Consider the following 22,033-nt stretch of genomic DNA (forward strand, 5'->3'; position numbering starts at 1 on the left):
TCAGCAGCCGACGCAATCCTTTGGTCAAGCGTCTTAAAGGCTTGGCCACGCGTGTTGGTCGTGAGGCCGAAGGATTGCTGCTCCTGGAGGGCACCCACCTCTTGCAAGAGCTTCTGGCGCGAGGAAAGGCGCCGGAAGAAATTATCGCGACTGAGGTCTGGCTGGAGCGTCATCAGGAGCTCGCCGAACATTGTTCCCAGGTGCGATGGCGGATTGTCACCGACGAGGTGTTGAGGGCAGCGCTAACAACGGTCACTCCCGATGGCGTCGCCTGCCTGAGCCCATTGGATGGGCTACCCCCCGTCCCCTCAGCGTTGGACTTTGTCCTGGTTCTGGATCGCATTCAGGATCCGGGCAATCTGGGCACGTTGTTGAGGACGGCGCTTGCCGCTGATGTGAACGCAGTCTGGATGGGCGGTGGTGTCGACCCCCTGGGGACGAAAGTTCTACGGGCGTCTGCTGGTGCTCTGCTTCAACTGCCGCATCAACGCTTTGGCCCCAGCGAAGAGATGGCGATCCAGCTGCTTCAGCAGCAATTGCAGAAGCTGGTTGCGTCGGGATTGCAGGTCGTCGCCACCCTGGTGCCGGATCCGACGAAAGGTGATCCCCCATCTCCCTACTGGGATCTCGACTGGAGACGGCCGACGGCGCTGGTGCTGGGAACCGAGGGTGCAGGTCTGCATCCGGATCTGCAGGCCTGCTGTACCCATGCCGTCACGCTTCCCCACAGCTCACGCGTTGAATCCTTGAATGTGGCGTCTGCCGCGGTTCCTCTCCTCCTGGAGCGGCGAAGAGCGACAATGACCGCCACATCGCAGCAGTTCGGGTGAGCGACGCCAGCTTCGACTTCGACGTCATTGTTATTGGTGCCGGCTATGGCGGCTTCGATGCCGCCAAACATGCCGCCGACCATGGCCTGAAGACGGCGATTGTTGAATCCCGCGACATGGGAGGCACCTGTGTGAACAGGGGCTGTGTTCCCTCCAAGGCGTTGCTTGCCGCCAGCGGAAAGGTGCGGGAGCTGGCTGACGACAAGCACCTATCGAGCTTCGGCATTCATGCCGCTCCAGTGCGTTTCGAGCGGCAAAAGATCGCCGACCACGCCAATCAGCTTGTTCAAACCATTCGGACCAACCTCACCAAGACCCTGGAACGGGCTGGGGTGACGATCCTCAGGGGGCATGGCCGTCTCGAGGGCAGCCAGAGAGTCGGGCTGCGGGAACCCAGCGGCGTCGACAGGGTTCTGACCGCTAAGGACGTGATCATCGCCACGGGGTCTGATCCCTTTGTGCCGCCGGGCATCGAAACCGATGGCCGCACGGTTTTCACCAGTGACGAGGCCATCAACCTGGAATGGCTGCCCCGCTGGATCGCGATCATCGGCAGCGGTTACATCGGCCTTGAATTCGCTGATGTGTACACCGCCCTCGGTTGCGAAGTGACGATGATCGAGGCCATGGACAAGGTGATGCCCACCTTTGATCCCGACATCGCCAAGATCGCTGGGCGTCATCTGATTGATGGTCGCGATATCGATGCACGTTCCGGTCTGCTGGCCCGCAAGGTCACCCCAGGCTGTCCGGTGCAGATCGAACTGGCTGATTTCAACAGCCGTGAATTGGTGGAGACCCTTGAGGTTGATGCCGTTCTGGTGGCGACAGGGCGTGTTCCCAGCAGCAAGGGCCTCAACTTGGAGTCGCTGAATGTGGAGACGAACCGCGGCTTCGTCCCGATCGACGACGCCATGCGGGTCTTGGTCAACGACCAGCCTGTTCCCCATCTCTGGGCCGTTGGAGATGTGACAGGCAAGCTGATGCTGGCCCACACCGCCGCTGCCCAAGGCACCGTTGCCGTGGACAACATCCTTGGCCATGCGCGCGAGATCGATTACCGCAGCATTCCGGCAGCCACCTTCACCCATCCCGAGATCAGCTCTGTTGGCCTGACCGAGGCGGATGCCAAAGCTTTAGCGGAGAAGGATGGCTTCCAGCTCGGTTCCGTTCGCAGCTACTTCAAGGCCAATTCCAAAGCTTTGGCTGAGCTGGACAGTGACGGCCTGATGAAGCTGCTGTTCAACAAGTCCAGTGGTGAAGTGCTGGGGGCCCACATCTATGGCCTTCACGCCGCCGATCTGATCCAGGAGGTGGCCAATGCCGTTGCCCGCCGTCAGAGCGTGCGTCAGCTCGCTACCGAAGTCCACACCCACCCGACCCTCAGCGAGGTGGTGGAGGTTGCTTACAAGCAGGCTGCCGCCCAAGTGGCTGCCTGATCCCGCGCACCCGTTTCTCGTTCAAGCTTTGCCCAGATCCATGGAGTTTCGCCGTCGTCCCCCCAATCCCAAGGTGCGGGTTGCTCATCTCGAATATGCGGTGCCTCACGATGAAGAGGAGCCGCGTCACATCCTCGAGAAAATTGTCTGGGAAAAAGACCGTGAGATTGATGCGGCCCGCGACAAGGTCCCCCTGGACAAGCTGAAGCAGCAGATTGCCAAGCTGCCTCCTACGAAGGATTTCCTGGGAGCGCTGAAGGCGGCCGCCAAGAAACCGGCGGTGATTGCTGAGGTGAAAAAAGCGAGTCCCAGCAAAGGGGTGATCCGTGAGGATTTCGACCCGGTGGCGATCGCCAAGGCCTACGCCGCTGGCGGTGCAAGCTGCCTCTCGGTGCTCACCGACAAGACCTTTTTCCAGGGGGGCTTTGATGTTTTGGTGGAGGTTCGCCGGGCCGTCGACCTTCCTCTGCTCTGCAAGGAGTTTGTGCTCAGTCCGTATCAGTTGTTTCAGGCCAGGGCAGCGGGGGCTGATGCGGTGCTGCTGATCGCTGCCATCCTGTCGGACCAGGATCTTCGCTATCTGAACAAGGCCGCAGCGGCTCTGGACCTCACGGTGCTGGTGGAAGTCCACGACGCCACTGAACTGGACCGGGTGCTCAACATTGGCGGGTTCCACTTGATTGGGATCAACAATCGCGATCTCACCAGCTTCGAGACGGATCTGGGTACGACTGAGCGTCTGCTCAACGAATTCGATGACCGGTTGAAGCAAACGGAGGCGCTGCTTGTGAGTGAGTCGGGTCTGTTCAGCCGTGCCGATCTCGATCGGGTTCAGTCCGCCGGTGCCGGTGCGGTGCTTGTGGGGGAAGCTCTCATGAGGCAGCCGGATATTGAGGCGGGTCTGGTGCAGCTGATCCAGGCTTAATAACGCCGATGGCTTCTTACTGCTGATGCAGAATTGAGACATTCAGGCGGTTCTTTGTGCTGATTAGCCTTTTGACCGGCATTGCCGCCGGGGCCGTGCATGTGGTGGGTGGTGCAGATCACCTGGTGGCGATGGCGCCCTTCTCGCTGAACAAGCCTCTGTCGGCCTTTCGGCATGCCATGGCCTGGGGGGCCGGTCACTCCGCCGGAGTCGTGGTTCTGGCCCTGATCGCCATCGGCCTCAAAGACCTTGCCCACGTTGAGGCCATGTCGTCTTGGGCGGAATTTCTGGTGGGTGTGGCCCTGCTGGTGGTGGGTGCTCTGGCGGTCCGCACCGCCTTTGGGCTTGAACTGCACACCCATGATCATCTTCATGATGGTGCCCATGAGCATCGTCACCTCCATCTGCATGTGCGCGGTGCCAGCAACCACCGCCGTCACGTCCATGCCTCCTCAGGGCTGGGCTTGCTGCATGGCCTGGCGGGGGCCAGTCACCTGCTGGCGGTGATCCCAGCTTTGGCGCTGCCGCCCCATGCGGCAGTGGGCTATTTGGTGGCTTATCTGCTGGGATCCCTCGGCGCCATGGTGGCCGTGGTGTCGGTGGTGTCCTTCCTCACCCTGCGCAGTGGTGCCCGGCTGATGCCTTTCCTGGTGGGTGGCACCGGAGCTCTTTCGATCATCACCGGAGCCATCTGGCTCCAGAAGACCTCACCGGTCTTGTTCTGACCCTCTGGTGGGTAGACGAGCCACCACCTCCCCGATTAGCAAGCTTGTCGCCACTGGTCCCAGTTGGCGGCTGTCGGTGCTTTCGGCTTTGTTATCTCCCAGCAACCACAGTCCGGTGGATTCAAGTCTCATCAGGCGTTTGATCAGACGAATGTCCGATCGCTGCGGATGCCATGTCACGAGCACGGATCCCACGCGGAGGGTTGGGTTCGAGCCCAGGTGCCTGACCAGAACACGGTCTCCCGGTTGAAGGGTGGGATGCATCGATCGCCCTTCGATGCGTAGCAGCAGCCGACGCCCACAAAAAAACAGCAACAGGTCCCGAAGGCCTGCTGCTGCGATAGGGGTATTGGACTTGTTCGAACTCAGGATGCGGTGACCCAGGCGTCGGAACGGCCCTTGGACTGCCAGAACATGCCGTGGATTTTTTCAACGGCGGCCATCAGCTCCTCTGCTTTGGCCTGATCGATGTTCACCTTGCAGGCGCTGCAGAGTTTGGCTGCTTTCCAGAAGGTGTCGTGCAGATCAGGGAAGGTCGCGAGATGGTCGGGCTTGAAGTAGTCGGTCCAGAGGATCAACAGTTCTTTCTTGGTCTTCTGTGCTTCCTCTTCCTTGATGGCCACGAAGCGACCGAAGGTGTTATTGTAGGCGGCCAAGGCAGCCGCGTCACCAGCGGCGGGGGCCTCAAGAGCCTTCAGCTTCTTGGTCATGGACAGCACTGCTTCAGCTGCCACACGAGCAGAAGCCGGGTCGTAAACACCACAAGGACCGTCGCAATGGGCTTCTGCCACGGGGGCAGGAAGGGCATATGCAATGGCGGAAAGGGCCGTGCGCAGCATCGGTTCAGAGCGGAATTGGCTTGAGTTGAGCCTAGCTTCCGCTCACTTCTTTACGTCGAGCAGTTCCACCTCGAAGATCAAGGTTGCATTGGGGGGGATCACGCCACCGGCGCCGCGGCTTCCGTAGGCCAGGTCGGAGGGGATCACCAGCTTGCGTTTGCCGCCCACTTTCATTCCGGCGACACCTTCATCCCATCCTTTGATCACCCGGCCAGCACCAAGGGGGAAGCTGAAGGGGGTGCCCCTGTCGTAGCTGGCATCGAACTGCTGTCCGTCCTCCAGGGTGCCGCGGTAGTGCACCACCACCGTCTGGCCTGGACTTGCCTCCTCACCTGTGCCCACCTCCAGCTCAGTGATTTTCAGACCACTGGCTGTGATGGTGGTGTCAGGGGCATCGAGCGGGCCGCCGAGGGACGAAGCGTCGGCGCGAGCGGAATCGTTGGCCATGACAAACAGGGTCGGATTGGGGTCGTCGGGGTCGAGTTCGAAGCTCAAGGCCCGTTGTGGTTTCGAAGCCTCGGACCGAACGGCAGCGGGCTGTACGGGGGCTGCGTCAACGGTGGAGGGGGCCACGATCTGACTGACCAATGCCAGGAGAAGGCAGGCCACGCAGACCGTTGTGCTGATGATGATGTCGCGCACGGCAAGGCTTCTGTTGCTCTGATTCTGGCCTCTGGTCCGCATCGGCGGTGCTCACTCAGGCCGGTTCATCTGCCGCAGCTGCTGCTCGAGCCGATCAATGCGTCCTCTCAGTTCATCCACTTCTTTCTGACTGGGAACGCCAAAGTCCTGGAGCAGGTTGTCGCGATTTCTTTCCAGGTTGCGTCCCATCTGCTGCTCCAGCTCGGGCGTTTCACCGCGGAGTGCTTTTAGAACGTCGTCCACCAGGGCAGAGGCTTCATTCGGATCAAGCCGGCCACTGCTGACCCAGTTCTGGGTGACGCCTCGCAGACGTTCAGCAACAAGGGTGGTCGTCCCCAGGCCGCGGAGCAGCAACTGCTGAAGAGGATTCGCGGGATCCATAGCGACAGGCGGGCGGGTCCGATCCAGGATGCCCCCGGCCGGGACTGCTGACCATGGGCAATCACCAACTGCATCCCGGATGGCGCGCTCTGCTCGGGGGTGTTCTGGCTGGAGTGGCTCCATCCCTGGGCGGGCCGCTGCTGATGGTTCCTGCCCTTGCGCTGCTCTGGTCGGTGGCTGAGCGCCCCCGATGGGCGGCTTTTTGGGCCCTGCTGGCCGTTGTGATCAGCCACCGCTGGTTGCTGGCCTTGCATCCCCTCACCTGGATGGGTGTCCCTACCTGGCTCAGCCTTCCTGTGGCGCTGTCCCTCTGGCTGGCCTGCGGCGTCCTTGCCGCCCTGCTCGTCGCCGGGTGGTCTGTTCTGGCGCGACTGTTACCTCGCCGCTGGCCATGGTTTTGGCGGCTGATGCTGCTTGCTGGGCTCTGGGCTCTGGCCGAACTGGTGTTGTCAGGTTCGCCGCTGTTCTGGATCGGTATCGGCGGTTCCACCCTGCCCTGGGACCGCCCCTTGGCTGGGGTGGCCCGCTGGTTTGGTTCCGGAGGGCTCACTTTGCTCCAGCTGTGTTGGGGGCGTTGCTTGTTGGCGCTGTTCCAGCAGCCCGCGGCTTGGCGTCGCTGGGGTCTGATCGGATTGGCCAGCGTGCTGCTGGCCCATGGGTTAGGGAGCTTGCTGTTGTGGGCGACTCCGCCGTCGGTCGGTTCCGTTGCGATGGGGCTCTGGCAGCCCGCTGTTCCGACACGAGAAAAATTCAATCTGGAGCGTCAACAGGCGTTGCCCACGCGGCTGGTGGATGCGATGCGTCAGCTGGAGAAGAACGACGTTGTTGCTGTGGTGGCTCCAGAAGGGGCTCTGCCTGCCAATTTTCTGGTGCCGACCGAGGCTCCAGACATTCCTCTGATCAGTGGTGGATTCCGTTGGGTGCGGGGTCAGCAACGCAGTTCTTTGATGCTTTACGAGCCGCCGGACCGGTTTCCCGTCCCCCTGGCGGATAAGCATCGTTTGGTGCCGATCGGGGAATGGATGCCCCCGCTGCCTGCCGGCCTGACGGCTGGACTGTCCGCGGTGGGTGGCTTGGCCCCTGGCCCGGCTCCCCGCAGGATGGACGTGGTTGAGCCCCCGGCTGCTGTGGCCATTTGTTATGAGATTGCTGATGGTCTGGCACTGGCACGCGCCGCTGCAGATGGCGCTACGTGGCTCCTAGCGATTGCCAACCTCGACCCTTATCCCCGTCAGTTGCAGAAGCAGTTCCTGGCTCTGGCGCAGTTAAGGGCGATCGAGAGCGGACGCGATTTGCTCAGCGTTGGCAACACGGGTCCGAGTGCGCTGATTTCGGCTGATGGAAGGGTGGAATGGTTGCTTCCACCTGAGGCCCCCGGCGTGGCGCAGACCGTCATTCAGGTTCGTAAGCGCGCCACGGCTTACTCCCGTTGGATCAGCCCCCCACCGAGCACGACTTCACCGTCGTAGAAGACGGCAGCCTGTCCTGGGGTGATGGAGAACTGCTCCTCTTCAAAGGTCAAACGGCAGCGGTGAGGCCGCTCCCTTTGCTGATCCGCCTCGGTGGCCTCCAGGGGGACCAGCTCCGCAGGCACCGGTGCACTGCGATAACGCACCTGAACCTCAATGTTCTGTGGGGCCTGGATGGGGTCGATTGAGACCCAGTTCACCGCGCCCACCACGCAGCTGTCTCGGCCCGCTTCGGAGCGAGGAGCAACGACCACCCGATTCATCGGAGCGTCAAGGCGGATGACGTGCAGCGGCTCTCGCCAGGCCACACCCAGACCCTTGCGCTGCCCAATGGTGAAGTGTTCGATGCCGTCGTGCTCGCCCACAACGGTTCCATCGGCCAGCACGATCTCCCCTTGGCGGGGTGGCAGATAGGCATCCAGGAAAGCCCGCATGGATCCGTGGTGATCCGCCAGGCATAAATCCTGGCTTTCTGGTTTCTCTGCAGTACGCAGATCGTGTCCGGCGGCTTCAAGCCGCGTGTCGGGCTTCGTTAGTTCTCCCAAAGGAAAAACGATGCGTCCCAAGACCTCCTGGGGAAGGTCGTAGAGGAAATAGCTCTGGTCCTTGCGACCGTCGAGGCCCCGCAGCAACTGATGACGCTGTTGATCACCCCCATGACGGATCCGGGCGTAGTGGCCGGTGGCGATGCGGGGCAGATTCCGCTCCTGGAGGGCCCAATTGAGCATCGGTCCAAATTTCACCGACCGATTGCATTGAGAGCAGGGCAGTGGCGTGATCCCATCGCGGTAGCCGTCCACCAGCCGTTGGACGATCTCCTGTTGGAACGTCTCCCGCGTGTCCACCACGTGGTGGGGAATGCCCAGCTGTTCACAGATGCCGGCCGCATCCACCAGCCCTTCAGCGCAACAGGCTCCTTTACCGCTCATCAGCCAAAGGGTCAGGCCTTCTACCTCCCAACCCGCTTCCACTAGCAGCGCCGCTGTTAGAGAACTGTCGACACCGCCGGAGAGACCAACGGCCACGCGATGCTCTCCAGGCCACTGCCTGAGACGCTCAAGAGCGGCCTCACCAGCTCGGGTTGTGGTGGATCCGATGGCCATGGGCGGCGCAGGGAGTTCTCTCCATAGTGAGGTCCCGGCAACCTGAGACTGGTGTGGCCTCCCGCTGATTCCGATCATCTGCTCGTGGATGCCTCGTCCATGCGGGGTCTGGAACAGAGCCTGTTCGACAGCGGAATGCCCGTCGCCGCGTTGATGGAGAAGGTGGGGCTTGCGATGGCTTCTTGGCTGCTGGAGCGCCGGGATCTGCTGCGGAATGGAGTGTTGGTTTTGGTCGGGCCGGGCCACAACGGTGGCGATGGCCTGGTGGTGGCCAGGGAGTTGCATCTGGCTGGCATTGAGGTCTCGCTTTGGTGTCCTCTCGCCATTCGCAAGCAACTCACCGCTGATCATCTGCGCCATGGGGAGTGGCTCGGTCTTCGGCGCCTGCATCAAGACCCGGATCCAGCCGACGCAGCGCTGTGGCTGGACGCGATCTTTGGGCTCGGCCAGAGCAGGGCGCTGCCCGACTGCTTGGCAGATCTGTTTCGGCGCCGACAGCAGTTGCAGCCTGGTGCGCTGATCAGCCTGGATGTGCCGTCAGGTCTTTGTTCGGATCACGGAACTGTGTTGGGGGAGCAGGCGGCCTGTGCGTCGGTCACCCTCAGCGTCGGCTGGTTGAAGCGCGGGTTGTGTCTGGACCCAGCCCGTCCTTGGGTTGGGGCGTTGGTGCGGATTGATCTGGGGTTGCCGCCTGTGGTGATGTGCAACGCCGCTGCGGTCTTGCCGCGCAGCCTGCCGGTTGGAGAGGCCTGTACGGCCCCGTTACCAGCGCTGCCGCCCACAGCGATGAAGTACGAACGGGGCCGCTGTCTGGTGGTGGCGGGCAGTGATCGCTACCCCGGCGCAGCACATCTCGCGCTGCGGGGGGCTATGGCCAGTGGCTGCGGCTGCGTTCAGGCCGTTGTGCCGCCCTGTCTTCAATCGAATTTGTGGCAGGTGTTGCCGGAGGTGATGCAACTGGAGGAGGGGGTGATTCCAGACCGGCTGGATGCGGTGTTGGTCGGTCCCGGGCTTGGCAACCCGTCTCGGTGGTGGAACCAGTGGTCGGAGCAACTGCGCACCGTCGCTGGTTTGCTGGTGCTCGATGCAGATGGGATCAATGCCCTGGCATCCAGTCCGGAGGGGTGGCGCTGGCTGTTACAGCGTCAGGGTCCAACCTGGCTGACACCCCACGCTGCTGAGTTCGCGCGTTTGTTTCCTGATTGTGGCGAGGGTGACGCGCTGGAGAGGGTGATCGCAGCAGCACGCTGCAGCCGTTGTTGCATTTTGCTGAAGGGTGCGCATTCGGTGCTGGCGGATTCATCGGGTGCGGCGGTTGTGCTGACAGGCACGTCTCCTCGGGTTGCTCGCACTGGACTCGGCGACCTGCTGGCCGGTTTTGTGACTGGTTGGGGTGCTCAGGTCGTCGCGGCACAGCAGCAGCCAGGGCTTGAAAGCTTTGTTGCCAGCACGGCTTTGCATGGTTTGGCGGCACGTCGTGCTCAATCAAGTGATGCTTCGGCGATTGCGGATTGTTTGAAAATCCTTGCAGCGCGGTGTCAGAAAAAGCAAACAACGATGTTCAACAAAGTCTGAACAAATGACTCTTTTTGTTCATTCGGCTTGCTTGTGTCCACAGAGCTTTTGCTGGTTTTAAATCTTTCGCAAATCTGAAATGTTTCGATTTGCTGTTCTGAATCTGAAGGGTTGCTGAAAACACATCGACATTCTTTCTGTTCGTAGGAAAGTCATCACACTTCCGCAGCACCCATGGTGTCCACCGCATCCAAGCCGCTGGAGACTCAACGTCGGCGCAGCAGCGACCCTGTCAGTTGGTACCTCGCCACCATTGGCAGAATCCCTCTTCTCACACCAGCCGAGGAAATCGAGCTGGGCAATCAGGTGCAAGCCATGATGGCCCTCACCGAAGACGGCTCCCGCGAGTTTGCGGATGGAGAACTCACGACGCCCCAGCGTCGTCTCCTGAGGATCGGTCGGCGCGCCAAAGAGCGGATGATGAAGGCCAACCTTCGTTTAGTTGTCAGTGTTGCCAAGAAATATCAGGGCAAGGGTCTTGAATTGCTCGATCTGATTCAGGAGGGCTCCCTCGGCCTGGAGCGTGCTGTTGAAAAATTCGATCCAACCCGGGGTTACAAATTTTCCACGTATGCCTTCTGGTGGATCCGCCAGAGCATGACCCGAGCCATTGCTTGTCAGTCGCGCACGATTCGACTGCCGGTTCATCTGAGTGAGCGGCTCACCACGATCCGCAAGGTCAGTCTTGATCTCGCTCACAAGCTGGGCGCCATGCCCAGCCGCGTGGAGATCGCTGAAGCCATGGATATTCCATTGGATGAGCTGGATTCGCTGCTGCGCCAAGCCCTCACCACCAGCAGCTTGGACGCTCCCGTCAACGGCGAGGAGGGCCGCAGCTTCCTCGGTGATCTGATCGCTGATTCATCTCTCGATGAACCTCTCGACATCGTTGAGCAGCGGATTCACCATGAACAACTGGGCCGCTGGCTGAGTCACTTGAGCGAGCAAGAACAACACGTTCTGCGCATGCGCTTCGGGCTTGAGGGCAATGAACGTCACACCCTCGCTGAAATCGGACGTCTCATGGAAGTGTCCAGGGAGCGTGTCCGTCAAGTTGAACTCAAGGCCTTGCGGAAGCTGCGCAATCTCACCCGTCGACTTCCGAGTGGCATCTGAGCCGGCTCGGAGCCGGCTTTTTAAAAACTGAACCCGTTCAGCTGAATCAGTCTTCAGCCCAGATGTAGCGCGTGAGTTCCGATGGGTCGGGTTCTGGTGCTGAGAGGGCGAAGTCAACACAGTCCTGAACGATTCCGTCGATCTCCTTCTCGATCGCGCGCAGTTCATCGCTGTTCACCAGGCCTGTGTCTGTCAGATCCCGTTCCAGAGCTTTGAGGGGATCACGCTTGGCCCAGAACTGCTTTTCCTCCTCCGCGCGGAGTTCGTCTGGATCAGCGAGGGAGTGCCCACGGAAGCGATAGGTCAAGCATTCCAACAGGGTCGGCCCTTCGCCGGCCCTGGCCCGTTCCACGGCCCGTTGAGCTGCTGCCCGCACCGCCAGAACGTCCATTCCATCCACTTCCTCGCCGGCCATCCCGAAGGAGCTTGCCTTGCGCCAGATCTCTGGATCACTGGTGGCCCGGTCGTGGGACATGCCAATGGCCCACTTGTTGTTTTCGACCACGAAAATGATCGGCAGCTTCCACAACTGCGCCATGTTCATGCACTCGAAAAACTGACCGTTATTGCAGGTTCCATCACCGAAGAACGCAGCCGTCACTGCGTTGCTGGAGGCATCGCCGAGGGCATCGCGTTTGTACCGGCTGGTGAAGGCCGACCCGAGCGCCACGGGGATCCCTTCAGCGATGAAGGCAAAACCACCAAGCAGGTGATGCTCCTTGGAAAAGAGGTGCATCGAACCGCCGCGACCTTTGCTGCAACCGGTCTCTTTGCCGAAGAGTTCGCTCATGACCTCGCGGGCGGGTACGCCGGCGCTCAAGGCATGGACGTGATCGCGGTAGGTGCTGCAGAACCAGTCGTGCTGACGCTTCATGGCACCGATCACGCCGGTGCTGACAGCTTCCTGACCGTTGTACAGATGAACGAAGCCAAACATCTTGCCCCGGTAGTACATCTCGGCGCATTTGTCCTCGAAGCGCCTGCCCAAGGTCATGTCTCTGTAGAGATCAAGGCCCGTGTCCCGGTCAACGCTGGCCCGTTGTGCTGTGACCAGTTTTGAGAGCCGTTCGGCGTGGGGACCAGCAGTCGCAGTGCCAATCGGAGCGGAATCGACAGCGAGGTCCTGACCCATGTCCACCTAATGGTTTGAGATCAACTTTAAGGGCCAGCCGATGAGCGATGGGCAAAACCCCAGACACTGACTAAGATCCGCGTCTCCTCGCAGCATTGCTGTTGGATCTGCCCATTGATCATTTCCGACTCCTGGGCGTCAGTCCATCGGCAGAGCCTGAAACGATTCTGCGCCGGTTGCAAACCCGTTGCGACAGTCCACCGGACCAGGGATTCACCCACGAAGCACTGCTCCAGCGGGCCGACCTCCTGCGTCGATCCGCCGATCTGCTCACCGACCCCTCCGACAGGGCTGACTACGAAGCAGCCTTGTTACGCCTCAGTGAATCCCATCCGAACGGAACAGTGGGGTTGGATCTCCCCACCAGCAGCGAGGTGGCGGGTCTGATTCTGCTCTGGGAGGCCCACGGAGCTGTTGAGGCTTTTCAACTGGCACGGCAGGGGCTCCAGCCTCCTCAGGCACCGGCCCTTGGTAGTGGCCGTGAAGCGGATCTGACTCTCCTGGCTGCCGTGGCCTGTCGCGATGCCGCGGTGGAAGAGCAGGAGCAACGTCGTTATGAGTCGGCTGCTCAACTGCTGATCGACGGAATCCAGCTCCAACAACGGATGGGCAAGCTGCCCGATCAGCAGCGCCTGCTTGAAGACGCGTTGCAGGCGCTCATACCCTTCCGGATCCTGGATCTGCTGAGCCGTGATCTTGGTGATCAGGACTCACACCAACGGGGCTTGACCTTGCTGGATGAGTTGGTCGTGGCCCGTGGTGGTCTGGAGGCTGCCGACGTTGATGGCGATCACCCAGGAAGCCTGAATCAGGACGATTTCGAATCGTTTTTTCACCAGATCCGTCGCTTTTTGACGGTTCAGGAGCAGATCGATCTGTTCAGTCGCTGGTTTGAGGGAGGCGCTGCTGATGCTGGGTTCCTCACGGTTCTGGCGCTGACCGCCGCTGGTTTCTCGCGGCGTAAGCCCGAGTTCCTCGAGCAGGCGCGCGAGCGGATGCAAACGCTGGCCAATGCCGACCTTGACCCCATGCCGCTGCTGGGCTGTCTGGATCTGCTGTTGGGCAACGTCAAGGACGCCGAGCGGCACTTCGCCGTTCTGCGTGATGCAGACCTGCAGGCCTGGTTCCTGAACCATCCCGGTGATCGCCTCGCTGCGCAGTGTGAGTACTGCCGCGCTTGGCTTGAGCGCGATGTCTTGCCCGGGTATCGCGATGTCGACGCATCGGTTGCTGACCTGGATGCCTGGTTTGCCGATCGTGATGTGCAGGGTTACGTCGATCGTCTCGATCGCAAGGCCTCGCGTCAGCCCGGTACTGAAGAGAGTCCCCTGGACTGGTCAACAGCAGGGACGGCATCTCTCGATTCCTCGTTCGACCTGGGTGAACCGGATCCGGATGCTGAGTCCGAAGACGTGGCCGTGCCTCTGCCGTTCTGGCAACAACGTTGGCTTCGTCCAGCTGCTGTGGCTCTTGCTCTGGTCGGGATCGCCGTTGGTGGCATCGCCCTCGTCAGACGCAACTTGGATTACGCGCCACTGGTACCGGAAACGGCTTCGGAAACCACGGAGGTTGAAGAGCAAAAACAGGTTGAAGAACAAGCAGAGGTCGACGCTTCTCCAATGCCGCCAGCCGATGAGCCCGTCGCGAGCCTGAAGCCGGACCTAAGGCCCTCCGCTCCTTCCGAACCGCTTGTTAGCGATGCGCCGACGGAAGCGGAGCTGCAGGCTTTGGTGCAGGGATGGCTCGATGCCAAGGCTTTGATTTTGTCCGGCCAGGCTGCGGACCTCTCCGTGGTGGCGAGGGAACCCCTGTTGAAGCGCGTGGAGCGTGAACGGGCAATTGATGCCGCCGCAGGGAGGTCCAAATCGATTGATGCCTCAATTACCAGCATCGAGGTGTTGGACCGAAAACCTCTGAGAATTGAGCTGCGGGCCCAGGTGGCCTACAGCGATCGTCTCCAGGGTGCTGATGGTGGTGTCATCGAAGAGACAGCACCGAGTGATTTCAGCGTGACCTATGTGCTCGGCAGGGACGGAACCCAATGGCGTTTGCATGACTACATGCCGGGATCCTGAGTAGCAGGACCGTCGCTTTTTACGATCACTTCATTGATCCAGGGGCTTTACGCCGATGTTCGACGAGCTTTCAGCCCGTTTTGAGGATGCGGTCAAGGGGCTGCGGGGACAGGACACGATCAGCGAGAGCAACGTCGATGGGGCGCTGAAGGACGTCCGTCGGGCGTTGCTTGAAGCGGATGTGAGCCTGCCGGTGGTGAAGGACTTCGTTGCTGAGGTCCGCGACAAAGCCGTCGGCGCTGAAGTGGTGCGAGGGGTCAACCCGGATCAAAAGTTCATCCAGGTGGTCCATGAGCAGCTGGTGGAGGTCATGGGGGGTGATAACGCTCCTCTGGCCAAGGCGGCCGAGGCTCCCACCGTCGTGCTGATGGCTGGCCTTCAAGGTGCGGGTAAGACCACCGCCACGGCCAAGCTTGGTCTGCACCTCAAGGACCAGGGACGTCGAGCCCTGATGGTGGGTGCCGACGTCTATCGACCAGCTGCTATCGAGCAGCTCAAGACGTTGGGTGCCCAGATCGATGTGGAGGTGTTCAGCCTCGGAGCTGAAGCCAAGCCAGAGGACATCGCAGCGGCTGGCTTGGCCAAAGCGAAGCAGGAGGGGTTCGACACCCTCCTGGTGGACACCGCGGGCCGTCTCCAGATCGACACCGAGATGATGGAGGAGATGGTGCGGATCCGTTCCGCCGTGCAGCCCGATGAGGTGCTGCTGGTGGTGGATTCGATGATTGGCCAGGAGGCAGCCGAGCTCACCCGTGCCTTCCACGATCAGGTGGGCATCACTGGAGCAGTTCTCACCAAACTGGACGGTGATTCCCGCGGCGGTGCGGCCCTCTCGATCCGCAAGGTGAGCGGTCAGCCGATCAAGTTCATCGGCACTGGCGAGAAGGTGGAGGCGCTGCAGCCGTTCCATCCCGAACGGATGGCCAGTCGCATCCTCGGCATGGGTGATGTGCTGACGCTGGTGGAGAAGGCCCAGAAGGAGGTCGAACTCGCCGACGTCGAGAAGATGCAGAAGAAGCTTCAGGAGGCGACGTTTGACTTTTCGGACTTCGTGAAGCAGATGCGCTTGATCAAGCGCATGGGTTCGCTCGGTGGCCTGATGAAAATGATCCCGGGCATGAACAAAATCGATGACGGCATGCTCAAGCAGGGAGAGCAGCAGCTGAAGCGCATCGAGGCCATGATCGGTTCGATGACACAGCAGGAGCGGGAAAACCCCGACTTGCTAGCGAGTCAACCCTCAAGACGTCGGCGGATTGCCAGCGGCAGCGGTCATCAGCCCGCTGATGTGGACAAGGTGCTGGCCGACTTCCAGAAAATGCGCGGTTTCATGCAGCAGATGAGTCAGGGCGGCATGCCAGGGATGGGCGGCATGCCAGGAATGCCAGGAATGGGTGGCATGCCAGGAATGCCAGGAATGGGTGGCATGCCTGCTGGCGGTGGTCGCCCCGGTCGCGGCGGACCGCCCAAGCGGCAGCGACCGGCCAAGAAGAAGAAGGGCTTCGGAGATCTGTGAAGGCGGAACGGTATGGTGGTTGTTTGGCGGGCGTTTAGGCGCCGCCGGACCACCTCTTTTCCTTCATTCCAGGGCCACGATGATCAAGCTCCGCCTGAAGCGGTTTGGCAAGAAGCGGGAAGCGAGCTTCCGCCTCGTGGCCTGTAACAGCACCTCTCGTCGGGACGGTCGTCCCCTCCAGGAGCTGGGCTTCTACAACCCGCGGACGAAGGAAACGCGTCTCGATACCGAGGCCATCCGTGAGCGTTTGGGTCAGGGTGCCCAGCCCACCGATGTCGTGCGCACGCTGCTCGAGCGCGGCGGTCTTCTTGAAAAGACCGTGCGTTCTGCAGAAACTGTCGGTAAGGCCAAGCAAGCGGCCAAGCGTGAGGCTGATGCCAAGCAGGCCGCTAAGGATGCTGCTGATGCCAAGGCTGCTGAAGCTGAAGCGGCTGCTTCCGATTCCGCTGAAGCCGAATCCACCGAGGGCTGATCATTCCGGTGTCTGACGACGGCGAACGCGGCCGTTTCGTTCTCGACCTGCCTGATTCCGATGCTGCATTGGCTTTGGCCGGTGAAGCAGAAACAACCCTGCATCGCCTCGAAGCTCTGACAGGAGCTTCCATGGTGTTGCGGGGTCTTCAATTGGTGATCACCGGGCGGCCGACGCAGATTGAACGGGCTGCTGCGGTTGTGGAACTGGTGCGCCCGATCTGGCAGGAGGGTCAGTCGGTCTCTCCGGTGGATCTTCAGTCGGCTCTTGGAGCGCTCAACACAGGCCGCGGCGATGACCACGCCGCCATGGGTGAGCAGGTGTTGGCAAAGAGCCAAAAGGGCAATCTGCTGCGTCCGCGCACCCTGCGACAGAAGAAATATGTGGATGCAATGGAGCGCCACGACCTCACCTTTGCGCTCGGGCCTGCGGGCACAGGAAAAACCTTTTTGGCCACAGTTCTTGCTGTTCGGATGCTCACCGAACGCAAGGTGGAGCGTTTGATTCTTACCAGGCCGGCTGTCGAGGCTGGGGAGCGCCTGGGGTTCCTGCCGGGCGACCTTCAGCAGAAGGTGGATCCCTATCTGCGCCCGCTCTATGACGCCTTGCATTCCCTACTCGGAGCGGAGAAAACAAGCGTGCTGTTGGAGAAGGGGGTGATTGAGGTCGCTCCGCTGGCCTACATGCGGGGCCGCACCCTCAGCGATGCCTTTGTGATCCTTGATGAAGCGCAGAACACAACGCCTGCCCAGATGCGCATGGTGCTCACCCGTCTCGGAGAGCGTTCTCGGATGGTGGTGACGGGCGACATCACACAAGTGGATCTTCCAGCCACCGTGCAGAGCGGTTTGGTGGAGGCCTCCGACGTTTTGGATGGTGTGGAAGGCGTGTCTGTCTGTCGTCTCACCTCGGCCGATGTGGTGCGTCACCCCCTTGTCCAGCGGGTGGTTGAGGCCTATGCCCGACGGGACGAACGCAAAACAGCCAAGCCTCAGCGTCGATAGGGACATCCACACTCCAATCCCTTGCCATCGCTGGCAGGATATGTGGAGTCTTTGGTGACCTGGTCGACATGCCAGCAAGCAGCAATTTCCAGGAGGCGATCCGCCAGGCGCAATCCAGCGCCCTTGTCGGGCCCAACGTTGTCAATAAAGCGCTGCCCTACGTCGGTGGCGGCATGGTGCTCACCTCTATCGGGGTGATCGGTGGTCTTTCGATGATGGCCACCCCGCTGTTCATGCCCCTGTTCTGGGTGGCAGTGATCGGCAACCTGGTTCTGTTCTTCGTCGCGCAGAACGTCGCGATGAAAGGGAACAACGCGACAGCCTTGCCGCTGTTGTCGATCTACAGCCTGATCACAGGATTCACCCTGAGTGGTCTAGTGGCCTTCGCTGGAGCTGTCGCCGGCATTGGTGCGGTCGGCACAGCTGCTCTCGCCACAGGCATCACCTTTGTGATTGCGTCTATCGTTGGCCGTCGCATGAGCGATTCCGTTGGTCAGGCCCTCTCCGGCGTGGTTGGCCTCGGCTTGATCGGCCTGATCTTGGCGATGCTCGTCCAGTTCATTGGCGGCATCTTTGCCCCCACCATCTTTCATGGCACCAGCTTTGAATTGATGATCGCAGGCTTTGGCACCGTGCTGTTCGTTGGCGCTGCTTTCGTCGACTTCTACACGATGCCCCGCTCCTACAGGGATGACCAATACCTGGCAGGTGCCCTGAGCATGTACCTCACCTACATCAACCTGTTCATCTTCATCCTGCGCCTGATCATCGTGCTCAACGGCGGTGGTCGTCGCGACTGAGGTTTTGACCGAATGTCTTCTTCGCCCCGGCTTGTCCGGGGCTTTTTTGTGGCTCAGCCCTCTGCCACGGCATAAACGCTGTCTCCGATGGCTTGCTTCTGCTCGGCGTCATATCCCCACTTCTTCAGGAAGGCGACGTCCTCACCGCGGTTGTCGAGGGCTGCGGCCAGCAGTTGCTCCAGGCGCTCTTTCACGTCTGCCGGCTCCAGCAGCTTGAGCAGTTCGATGCAGCGGCTGGTGACCCGCTCCGAACCGGCCTGCTGAGCTGCATCCCCCGAGCGTCGGTGCTGAACGGCCATGGCGGTGCTCATGGCCAGATTGCGGACGCTCAGATCAACCACTCCATCACCAGCGCTGCGCAGTTGCCCGACAACGGCGTCGGGCAACCGATCCATCAGCACACTGTCTCCCGCAAGGCTCACCACAAAAAATCCCCGGGCGCCATCGCGGCTGGCCACCATTTCACCGATGCGGTCGGCCAGCACTTCATCACTGATCTCCTCGTTGTCCCATTGCTGCAGCCAAGCCGCAGTGATCTCCATGGCCTGCTGGAAGGTGGGCTGCTGGTCCGCCATGGCCCGCTCGAAATCCTCCCCTCAGGCTATTGAACGATTCAACGGCGGCGCAGACTTGGAGTATGCACCCAACTCCGCTGCCAGAGGATTACCGCTCTGGCTTTATCGCACTGATTGGTCGCCCGAACGTGGGCAAATCCACCCTGTTGAATCAGCTGGTGGGGGAAAAAGTGGCAATCACCTCCCCTGTGGCTCAGACCACACGAAACCGCCTGAGGGCGATCCTCACCACTGAGATGGCTCAGATGGTTCTGGTGGATACCCCTGGTATCCACAAACCCCACCATCTGCTTGGGGAACGACTGGTGAAGAGTGCTCGCAGTGCCATCGGTGAGGTGGACCTGGTGGTGTTGCTTTTGGAGGGGTGCGAGCGCCCGGGGCGGGGTGATGCCTTCATCGTGAATCTGCTGCAGCAGCAGTCCTTGCCGGTGTTGGTGGCCCTCAATAAGTGGGACAAGGTGGCGGAGGGGCATCAGTCCGAGGCGGAGGAGGCTTACAACGCCCTTCTGCAGGAGACCAACTGGCCGGTGCATCGCTGCAGCGCCCTGTCAGGAGACGGTTGCGCCGAGCTCACAGCAGCGATGGCAGCTCAGTTGCCCTTGGGACCACAGCTCTATCCGCCTGAGATGGTTTGCGATCAACCGGAGCGGGTGCTGCTGGGTGAACTCATTCGTGAGCAGGTGCTTCTCCATACGCGAGAAGAGGTGCCCCACAGCGTCGCCGTCACGATTGATCGAATCGAGGAGATGCCGGCCAAGGGCAAAGGAACGGGGCGGACCGCAGTACTCGCCACGGTTCTGGTGGAACGCAAGAGTCAGAAGGGCATCCTGATCGGTAAAGGCGGGGCGATGCTTAAAACGATCGGTCAGGGGGCGCGTCTTCAGATGCAGGTGCTGATCGATGGCCCGGTGTATCTGGAGCTGTTCGTCAAGGTGGTGCCGGATTGGCGAAGCAAACCTGCTCGTTTGGCTGAACTTGGGTACACGGGTTCTCAGTAGTGGCAACAAGGTCGCAGCTCACTTTTCGCGCGAAATCAGCTGAACGCGTCCTTCTCTAGGCGGTGCCAGTGCAGAGACCACTGTTCAGGGCTCTCCGTGTGCTCTGAGAGCAAGCAAGAGCACGACACCAGCACTGCAGACACCTTCAAATCATGCGTTCATTGGTCAGCCTCGATGACCTTGAAGAACATGGCGACGGGCACAGCCACCAGAAAGAATGAGCCAAAAGCTGCATGCCCAATCGCGATAAAAAACGATGCGCCGAGAAGTGCGCAAAACATGCACCCCACAAACCACTCGCGGTCCTTAAGCATCCGACCTTGTCGACTGAGTTCAGCATTCCCGGAGTGATGGAATTCCACATCCCTCAGATGAGTGGTTCTTGCTGGCTACTCACTCCCCTGAATGAGTGACGCGGATGTCGCCTTATGCGGATGTCGCATATTGCTCGCCGATGTTCTCTAAAAATGCCCCTTGGAAATCATTATTTGGTTGTCAGGAGCACGTCTGTCCTGAAAGCCGGGTAGAGCGAGGCCCGACGAGAGGGGTTGAACCGTCCAATTCCCCCGTGTGGATTGGGCGGCCTCTTCTTTGCTCACCGCCTTCAGCTGGCATCTCCGTGCCGCGCGAGTAGAGCTTTTGCGGACTCTGTCGCGTTGCTTCGTTGTTCAACGACCCAAAAGTGCCGTTTCCCGATTTGTCGCTTCTGGCGCCTAGTTAGCGGAGCAAACCGGGACGCTTGGTTGGGCTGAACTCTTGGGTACTCCGGGAACCACTGAACGCCCACCTAGAGCTGGCCGATGTATCCGGGGATCAGGAATGCATTGACCAGATCCAGGAAAAAGGCAGACACCAGGGGAACGATCAGAAAGGTCCGCGTCGAGGTTCCGTATTGCTGCGTCACAGCCGTCATGTTGGCCATGGCCGTTGGTGGTGGAAACCAGCGGCGAAAGTTCAATCACAGCAAAGGAATCGACCTTTCAACTTCAATGCATGGACGAAAGCATGAGCGCGTAATGTCGCGCTCATGCTTTCGTTGCTGACCCGCACCAAGACCTTTAAAGATCCGTGGGTGGGTCACCCTGGCCTGAACCGGCGTTGGCAGCTGCATCGACACCGCGTCCAGCTGGCGGAGACGCTTTGCCGCTGGAGACGTCTGCTTCGCCCGGTGCAGCTGGCCAGCCTGGAGCGGGATGGCTTTGTGGTCCTGGAGAACTTTCTGCCGCAGCACGACTTTGATGCCTTGCGTGACGAGGTGGAGGCTGTGGTCAGTTGCGCGTCTCGCTCCCATCCAGCACCAGACAACACCCGGCCTGGCTTTCGCCCGAAACAACCCTTCCCTGGAGGTTTTGACCGTTTTGATGGTGGAACCCTCAACCGTTTTCTTCACATCGACCCCGAGCAGATGCCGCGGGCCGCTGCCTTTTCCGGCGATCAGCGGCTCCATGAGGGATCGCGCCAGATCATTGGGCTGCCCATGAATCCGCGCAAGCTGGACATCTACCTGACGGTGCATGGCGAGGAGACCCGGACGCACGATTTGCAGAAGGATCTGCATCGCGACACGTTCTTTCGTGCTCTCAAGTTTTGGTTTTTTCTACGGCCGGTTCAACGCCAGGACGGACCTTTCGAATACGTGCCGGGCAGCCATCGTCTCGATGCACCGCGCCTGCGTTGGGAGCAGGCCACGGCCACCGCTGCCGCTGAACAACGGCGGCAGCCGGATGTCTCTGGATCGTTCCGCATTCGTGAAGAGTCCCTGGCAGAGCTGGGGCTGCCCAACCCCGTTGCCTTGACCTGCCCAGCGAACAGCCTGGTGCTTGCGGATGTCTTCGGCTTTCACCGTCGTGGTGCCGCCGCCCAGGGACAGCAGCGGCTTGCGCTTTATGGCTGGAACCGCCCTTATCCCTTTCTCCCCATCAGCTGGTGAGCCGGCTGAGAAGATGGTCTGATGAGCGAACAAGCCTTTCCCCCGGAAGACCCTGCCTCCTTTCTGAAGCTCTGCGACGGTGAGTGGATGAGCCTTCGCAGCTGTTTTGAGCTGGCTGCCGGAGGTGATGACGACTGGCACAGCAGCGAGCGGGGTGAACTCACTGTCCGCTGCATGGCAGAGCAGGGGGCTCTCGGTCAACTGCAGGTTCAGGCCCCTGGAGGGACCTGCAGCACCCTCACGTTTGCCGCTGATGGAAAGCTGATCCTGGATGGTGATGCCCCTGGTAACTGGAGGTTCTGGCCCGACGGCAGCATGGAGTTGAACCTCAGCCGGGCCGACGGGGTGTGTGTTCAGGAGAGGATCTGGTTCACGCGGGTCAACCTGCGCCTGCGCAGCACCACAGCCGTTGATGGGCAGGGAACACCGGTTCAGGGCAGTTTCTGCACGGACATCCGAAGGGTGTCCAAACCCGCGGCCTGAGGCG

General features: G+C 60.8%; 24 protein-coding genes. 15 read left to right on the forward strand and 9 right to left on the reverse strand.

Annotated features, from left to right (window positions below; all coding sequences use genetic code 11):
- Positions 1–20 precede the first annotated feature (20 nt).
- The 4 genes from FZZ88_RS01730 to FZZ88_RS01745 are packed head-to-tail and all read left to right on the forward strand — an operon-like array spanning position 21 to position 3,919.
- Complete coding sequence (locus FZZ88_RS01730) at positions 21–830, forward strand: RNA methyltransferase (RefSeq protein ID WP_226423639.1); 810 nt, start codon at positions 21–23, stop codon at positions 828–830.
- On the forward strand, positions 827–2,269 hold the full coding sequence (gene lpdA, locus FZZ88_RS01735; protein ID WP_166016794.1) for a dihydrolipoyl dehydrogenase: 1,443 nt from the start codon (positions 827–829) through the stop codon (positions 2,267–2,269). Before FZZ88_RS01730 ends, lpdA begins: the two co-directional genes overlap by 4 nt.
- Positions 2,270–2,309: 40 nt before the next feature.
- A complete protein-coding gene (trpC, locus tag FZZ88_RS01740) occupies positions 2,310–3,194 on the forward strand; it encodes an indole-3-glycerol phosphate synthase TrpC (RefSeq protein WP_166016793.1) in 885 nt (294 codons plus the stop codon).
- A gap of 56 nt (positions 3,195–3,250) precedes the next feature.
- Entirely contained in the window at positions 3,251–3,919 is a 669-nt protein-coding gene (locus FZZ88_RS01745; protein ID WP_166016792.1) for a hydantoin utilization protein A, read from the forward strand.
- On the opposite strand, the gene sodX is transcribed toward FZZ88_RS01745, so the two are convergent.
- The 4 genes from sodX to FZZ88_RS01765 are packed head-to-tail and all read right to left on the reverse strand — an operon-like array spanning position 3,902 to position 5,781.
- Positions 3,902–4,234 carry a nickel-type superoxide dismutase maturation protease gene (gene sodX / locus FZZ88_RS01750; protein ID WP_166016791.1) on the reverse strand — a complete coding sequence of 111 codons (333 nt, stop codon included), beginning with the start codon at positions 4,232–4,234 and terminating at the stop codon, positions 3,902–3,904. The two genes, FZZ88_RS01745 and sodX, sit on opposite strands and share 18 nt — an antisense overlap.
- Positions 4,235–4,284: 50 nt before the next feature.
- Positions 4,285–4,758 (reverse strand): superoxide dismutase, Ni, encoded by a 474-nt coding sequence (sodN, locus tag FZZ88_RS01755; RefSeq protein WP_166016790.1) that lies wholly within the window; start codon positions 4,756–4,758, stop codon positions 4,285–4,287.
- 42 nt (positions 4,759–4,800) lie between these two features.
- Positions 4,801–5,400 (reverse strand): FKBP-type peptidyl-prolyl cis-trans isomerase, encoded by a 600-nt coding sequence (locus FZZ88_RS01760; RefSeq protein ID WP_166016942.1) that lies wholly within the window; start codon positions 5,398–5,400, stop codon positions 4,801–4,803.
- A 51-nt stretch (positions 5,401–5,451) separates the two neighbouring features.
- Complete coding sequence (locus FZZ88_RS01765) at positions 5,452–5,781, reverse strand: phasin family protein (RefSeq protein ID WP_115023741.1); 330 nt, start codon at positions 5,779–5,781, stop codon at positions 5,452–5,454.
- Between the two features lie 53 nt (positions 5,782–5,834).
- On the opposite strand from FZZ88_RS01765, the gene lnt reads away from it, so the two are divergent.
- The gene (lnt, locus tag FZZ88_RS01770; RefSeq protein WP_166016789.1) at positions 5,835–7,250 is read left to right on the forward strand and encodes an apolipoprotein N-acyltransferase; all 1,416 of its coding nucleotides are present in this window, start codon (positions 5,835–5,837) and stop codon (positions 7,248–7,250) included.
- On the opposite strand, the gene mnmA is transcribed toward lnt, so the two are convergent.
- Positions 7,202–8,353, reverse strand: a complete 1,152-nt coding sequence (gene mnmA / locus FZZ88_RS01775) for a tRNA 2-thiouridine(34) synthase MnmA (RefSeq protein ID WP_166016788.1) — start codon at positions 8,351–8,353, stop codon at positions 7,202–7,204. The genes lnt and mnmA overlap by 49 nt on opposite strands.
- A 51-nt stretch (positions 8,354–8,404) precedes the next feature.
- Between mnmA and FZZ88_RS01780 the strand changes: the two genes are divergently transcribed.
- Both FZZ88_RS01780 and FZZ88_RS01785 read left to right on the forward strand, forming a co-directional pair.
- A complete protein-coding gene (locus tag FZZ88_RS01780) occupies positions 8,405–9,928 on the forward strand; it encodes an NAD(P)H-hydrate dehydratase (RefSeq protein WP_166016787.1) in 1,524 nt (507 codons plus the stop codon).
- Positions 9,929–10,102: 174 nt separating this feature from the next.
- Complete coding sequence (locus FZZ88_RS01785; RefSeq protein WP_166016786.1) at positions 10,103–11,044, forward strand: RpoD/SigA family RNA polymerase sigma factor; 942 nt, start codon at positions 10,103–10,105, stop codon at positions 11,042–11,044.
- A 46-nt stretch (positions 11,045–11,090) separates the two neighbouring features.
- Here the strand turns inward: FZZ88_RS01785 and pdhA are convergent, their stop codons facing one another.
- Positions 11,091–12,176 (reverse strand): pyruvate dehydrogenase (acetyl-transferring) E1 component subunit alpha, encoded by a 1,086-nt coding sequence (gene pdhA, locus FZZ88_RS01790; RefSeq protein ID WP_166016785.1) that lies wholly within the window; start codon positions 12,174–12,176, stop codon positions 11,091–11,093.
- Positions 12,177–12,277: 101 nt separating this feature from the next.
- Here pdhA and FZZ88_RS01795 point away from each other — a divergent pair, with 101 nt between their 5' ends.
- The 5 genes from FZZ88_RS01795 (at position 12,278) to FZZ88_RS01815 (ending at position 18,043) form a co-directional block, all read left to right on the forward strand.
- On the forward strand, positions 12,278–14,251 hold the full coding sequence (locus FZZ88_RS01795; protein ID WP_166016784.1) for an ARC6/PARC6 family protein: 1,974 nt from the start codon (positions 12,278–12,280) through the stop codon (positions 14,249–14,251).
- 55 nt (positions 14,252–14,306) lie between these two features.
- Positions 14,307–15,767, forward strand: coding sequence for a signal recognition particle protein (gene ffh, locus FZZ88_RS01800; protein WP_166016783.1), 1,461 nt, complete (start codon positions 14,307–14,309; stop codon positions 15,765–15,767).
- 79 nt (positions 15,768–15,846) lie between these two features.
- On the forward strand, positions 15,847–16,239 hold the full coding sequence (gene rpsP, locus FZZ88_RS01805; RefSeq protein ID WP_115023731.1) for a 30S ribosomal protein S16: 393 nt from the start codon (positions 15,847–15,849) through the stop codon (positions 16,237–16,239).
- An 8-nt stretch (positions 16,240–16,247) separates the two neighbouring features.
- On the forward strand, positions 16,248–17,243 hold the full coding sequence (locus tag FZZ88_RS01810) for a PhoH family protein (protein WP_166016782.1): 996 nt from the start codon (positions 16,248–16,250) through the stop codon (positions 17,241–17,243).
- 68 nt (positions 17,244–17,311) lie between these two features.
- Positions 17,312–18,043, forward strand: coding sequence for a Bax inhibitor-1 family protein (locus FZZ88_RS01815; protein WP_166016781.1), 732 nt, complete (start codon positions 17,312–17,314; stop codon positions 18,041–18,043).
- A gap of 53 nt (positions 18,044–18,096) precedes the next feature.
- Here the strand turns inward: FZZ88_RS01815 and FZZ88_RS01820 are convergent, their stop codons facing one another.
- Positions 18,097–18,618 (reverse strand): hypothetical protein, encoded by a 522-nt coding sequence (locus tag FZZ88_RS01820; protein WP_166016780.1) that lies wholly within the window; start codon positions 18,616–18,618, stop codon positions 18,097–18,099.
- A 62-nt stretch (positions 18,619–18,680) separates the two neighbouring features.
- Between FZZ88_RS01820 and era the strand changes: the two genes are divergently transcribed.
- Positions 18,681–19,616, forward strand: coding sequence for a GTPase Era (gene era, locus FZZ88_RS01825; RefSeq protein WP_166016779.1), 936 nt, complete (start codon positions 18,681–18,683; stop codon positions 19,614–19,616).
- Positions 19,617–19,774: 158 nt separating this feature from the next.
- On the opposite strand, the gene FZZ88_RS01830 is transcribed toward era, so the two are convergent.
- Positions 19,775–19,930, reverse strand: coding sequence for a hypothetical protein (locus FZZ88_RS01830; protein ID WP_166016778.1), 156 nt, complete (start codon positions 19,928–19,930; stop codon positions 19,775–19,777).
- A 473-nt stretch (positions 19,931–20,403) separates the two neighbouring features.
- Complete coding sequence (locus tag FZZ88_RS12115; RefSeq protein WP_255606424.1) at positions 20,404–20,538, reverse strand: hypothetical protein; 135 nt, start codon at positions 20,536–20,538, stop codon at positions 20,404–20,406.
- Between the two features lie 105 nt (positions 20,539–20,643).
- On the opposite strand from FZZ88_RS12115, the gene FZZ88_RS01835 reads away from it, so the two are divergent.
- Together FZZ88_RS01835 and FZZ88_RS01840 are read left to right on the forward strand one after the other, a co-directional pair.
- Complete coding sequence (locus FZZ88_RS01835; RefSeq protein WP_166016777.1) at positions 20,644–21,546, forward strand: phytanoyl-CoA dioxygenase family protein; 903 nt, start codon at positions 20,644–20,646, stop codon at positions 21,544–21,546.
- Between the two features lie 21 nt (positions 21,547–21,567).
- Entirely contained in the window at positions 21,568–22,029 is a 462-nt protein-coding gene (locus FZZ88_RS01840; RefSeq protein ID WP_166016776.1) for a phycobiliprotein lyase, read from the forward strand.
- The last annotated feature ends 4 nt before the right edge of the window (positions 22,030–22,033 follow it).

The organism is Synechococcus sp. PH41509, assembly GCF_020514285.1.
Taxonomy (GTDB): domain Bacteria; phylum Cyanobacteriota; class Cyanobacteriia; order PCC-6307; family Cyanobiaceae; genus Parasynechococcus.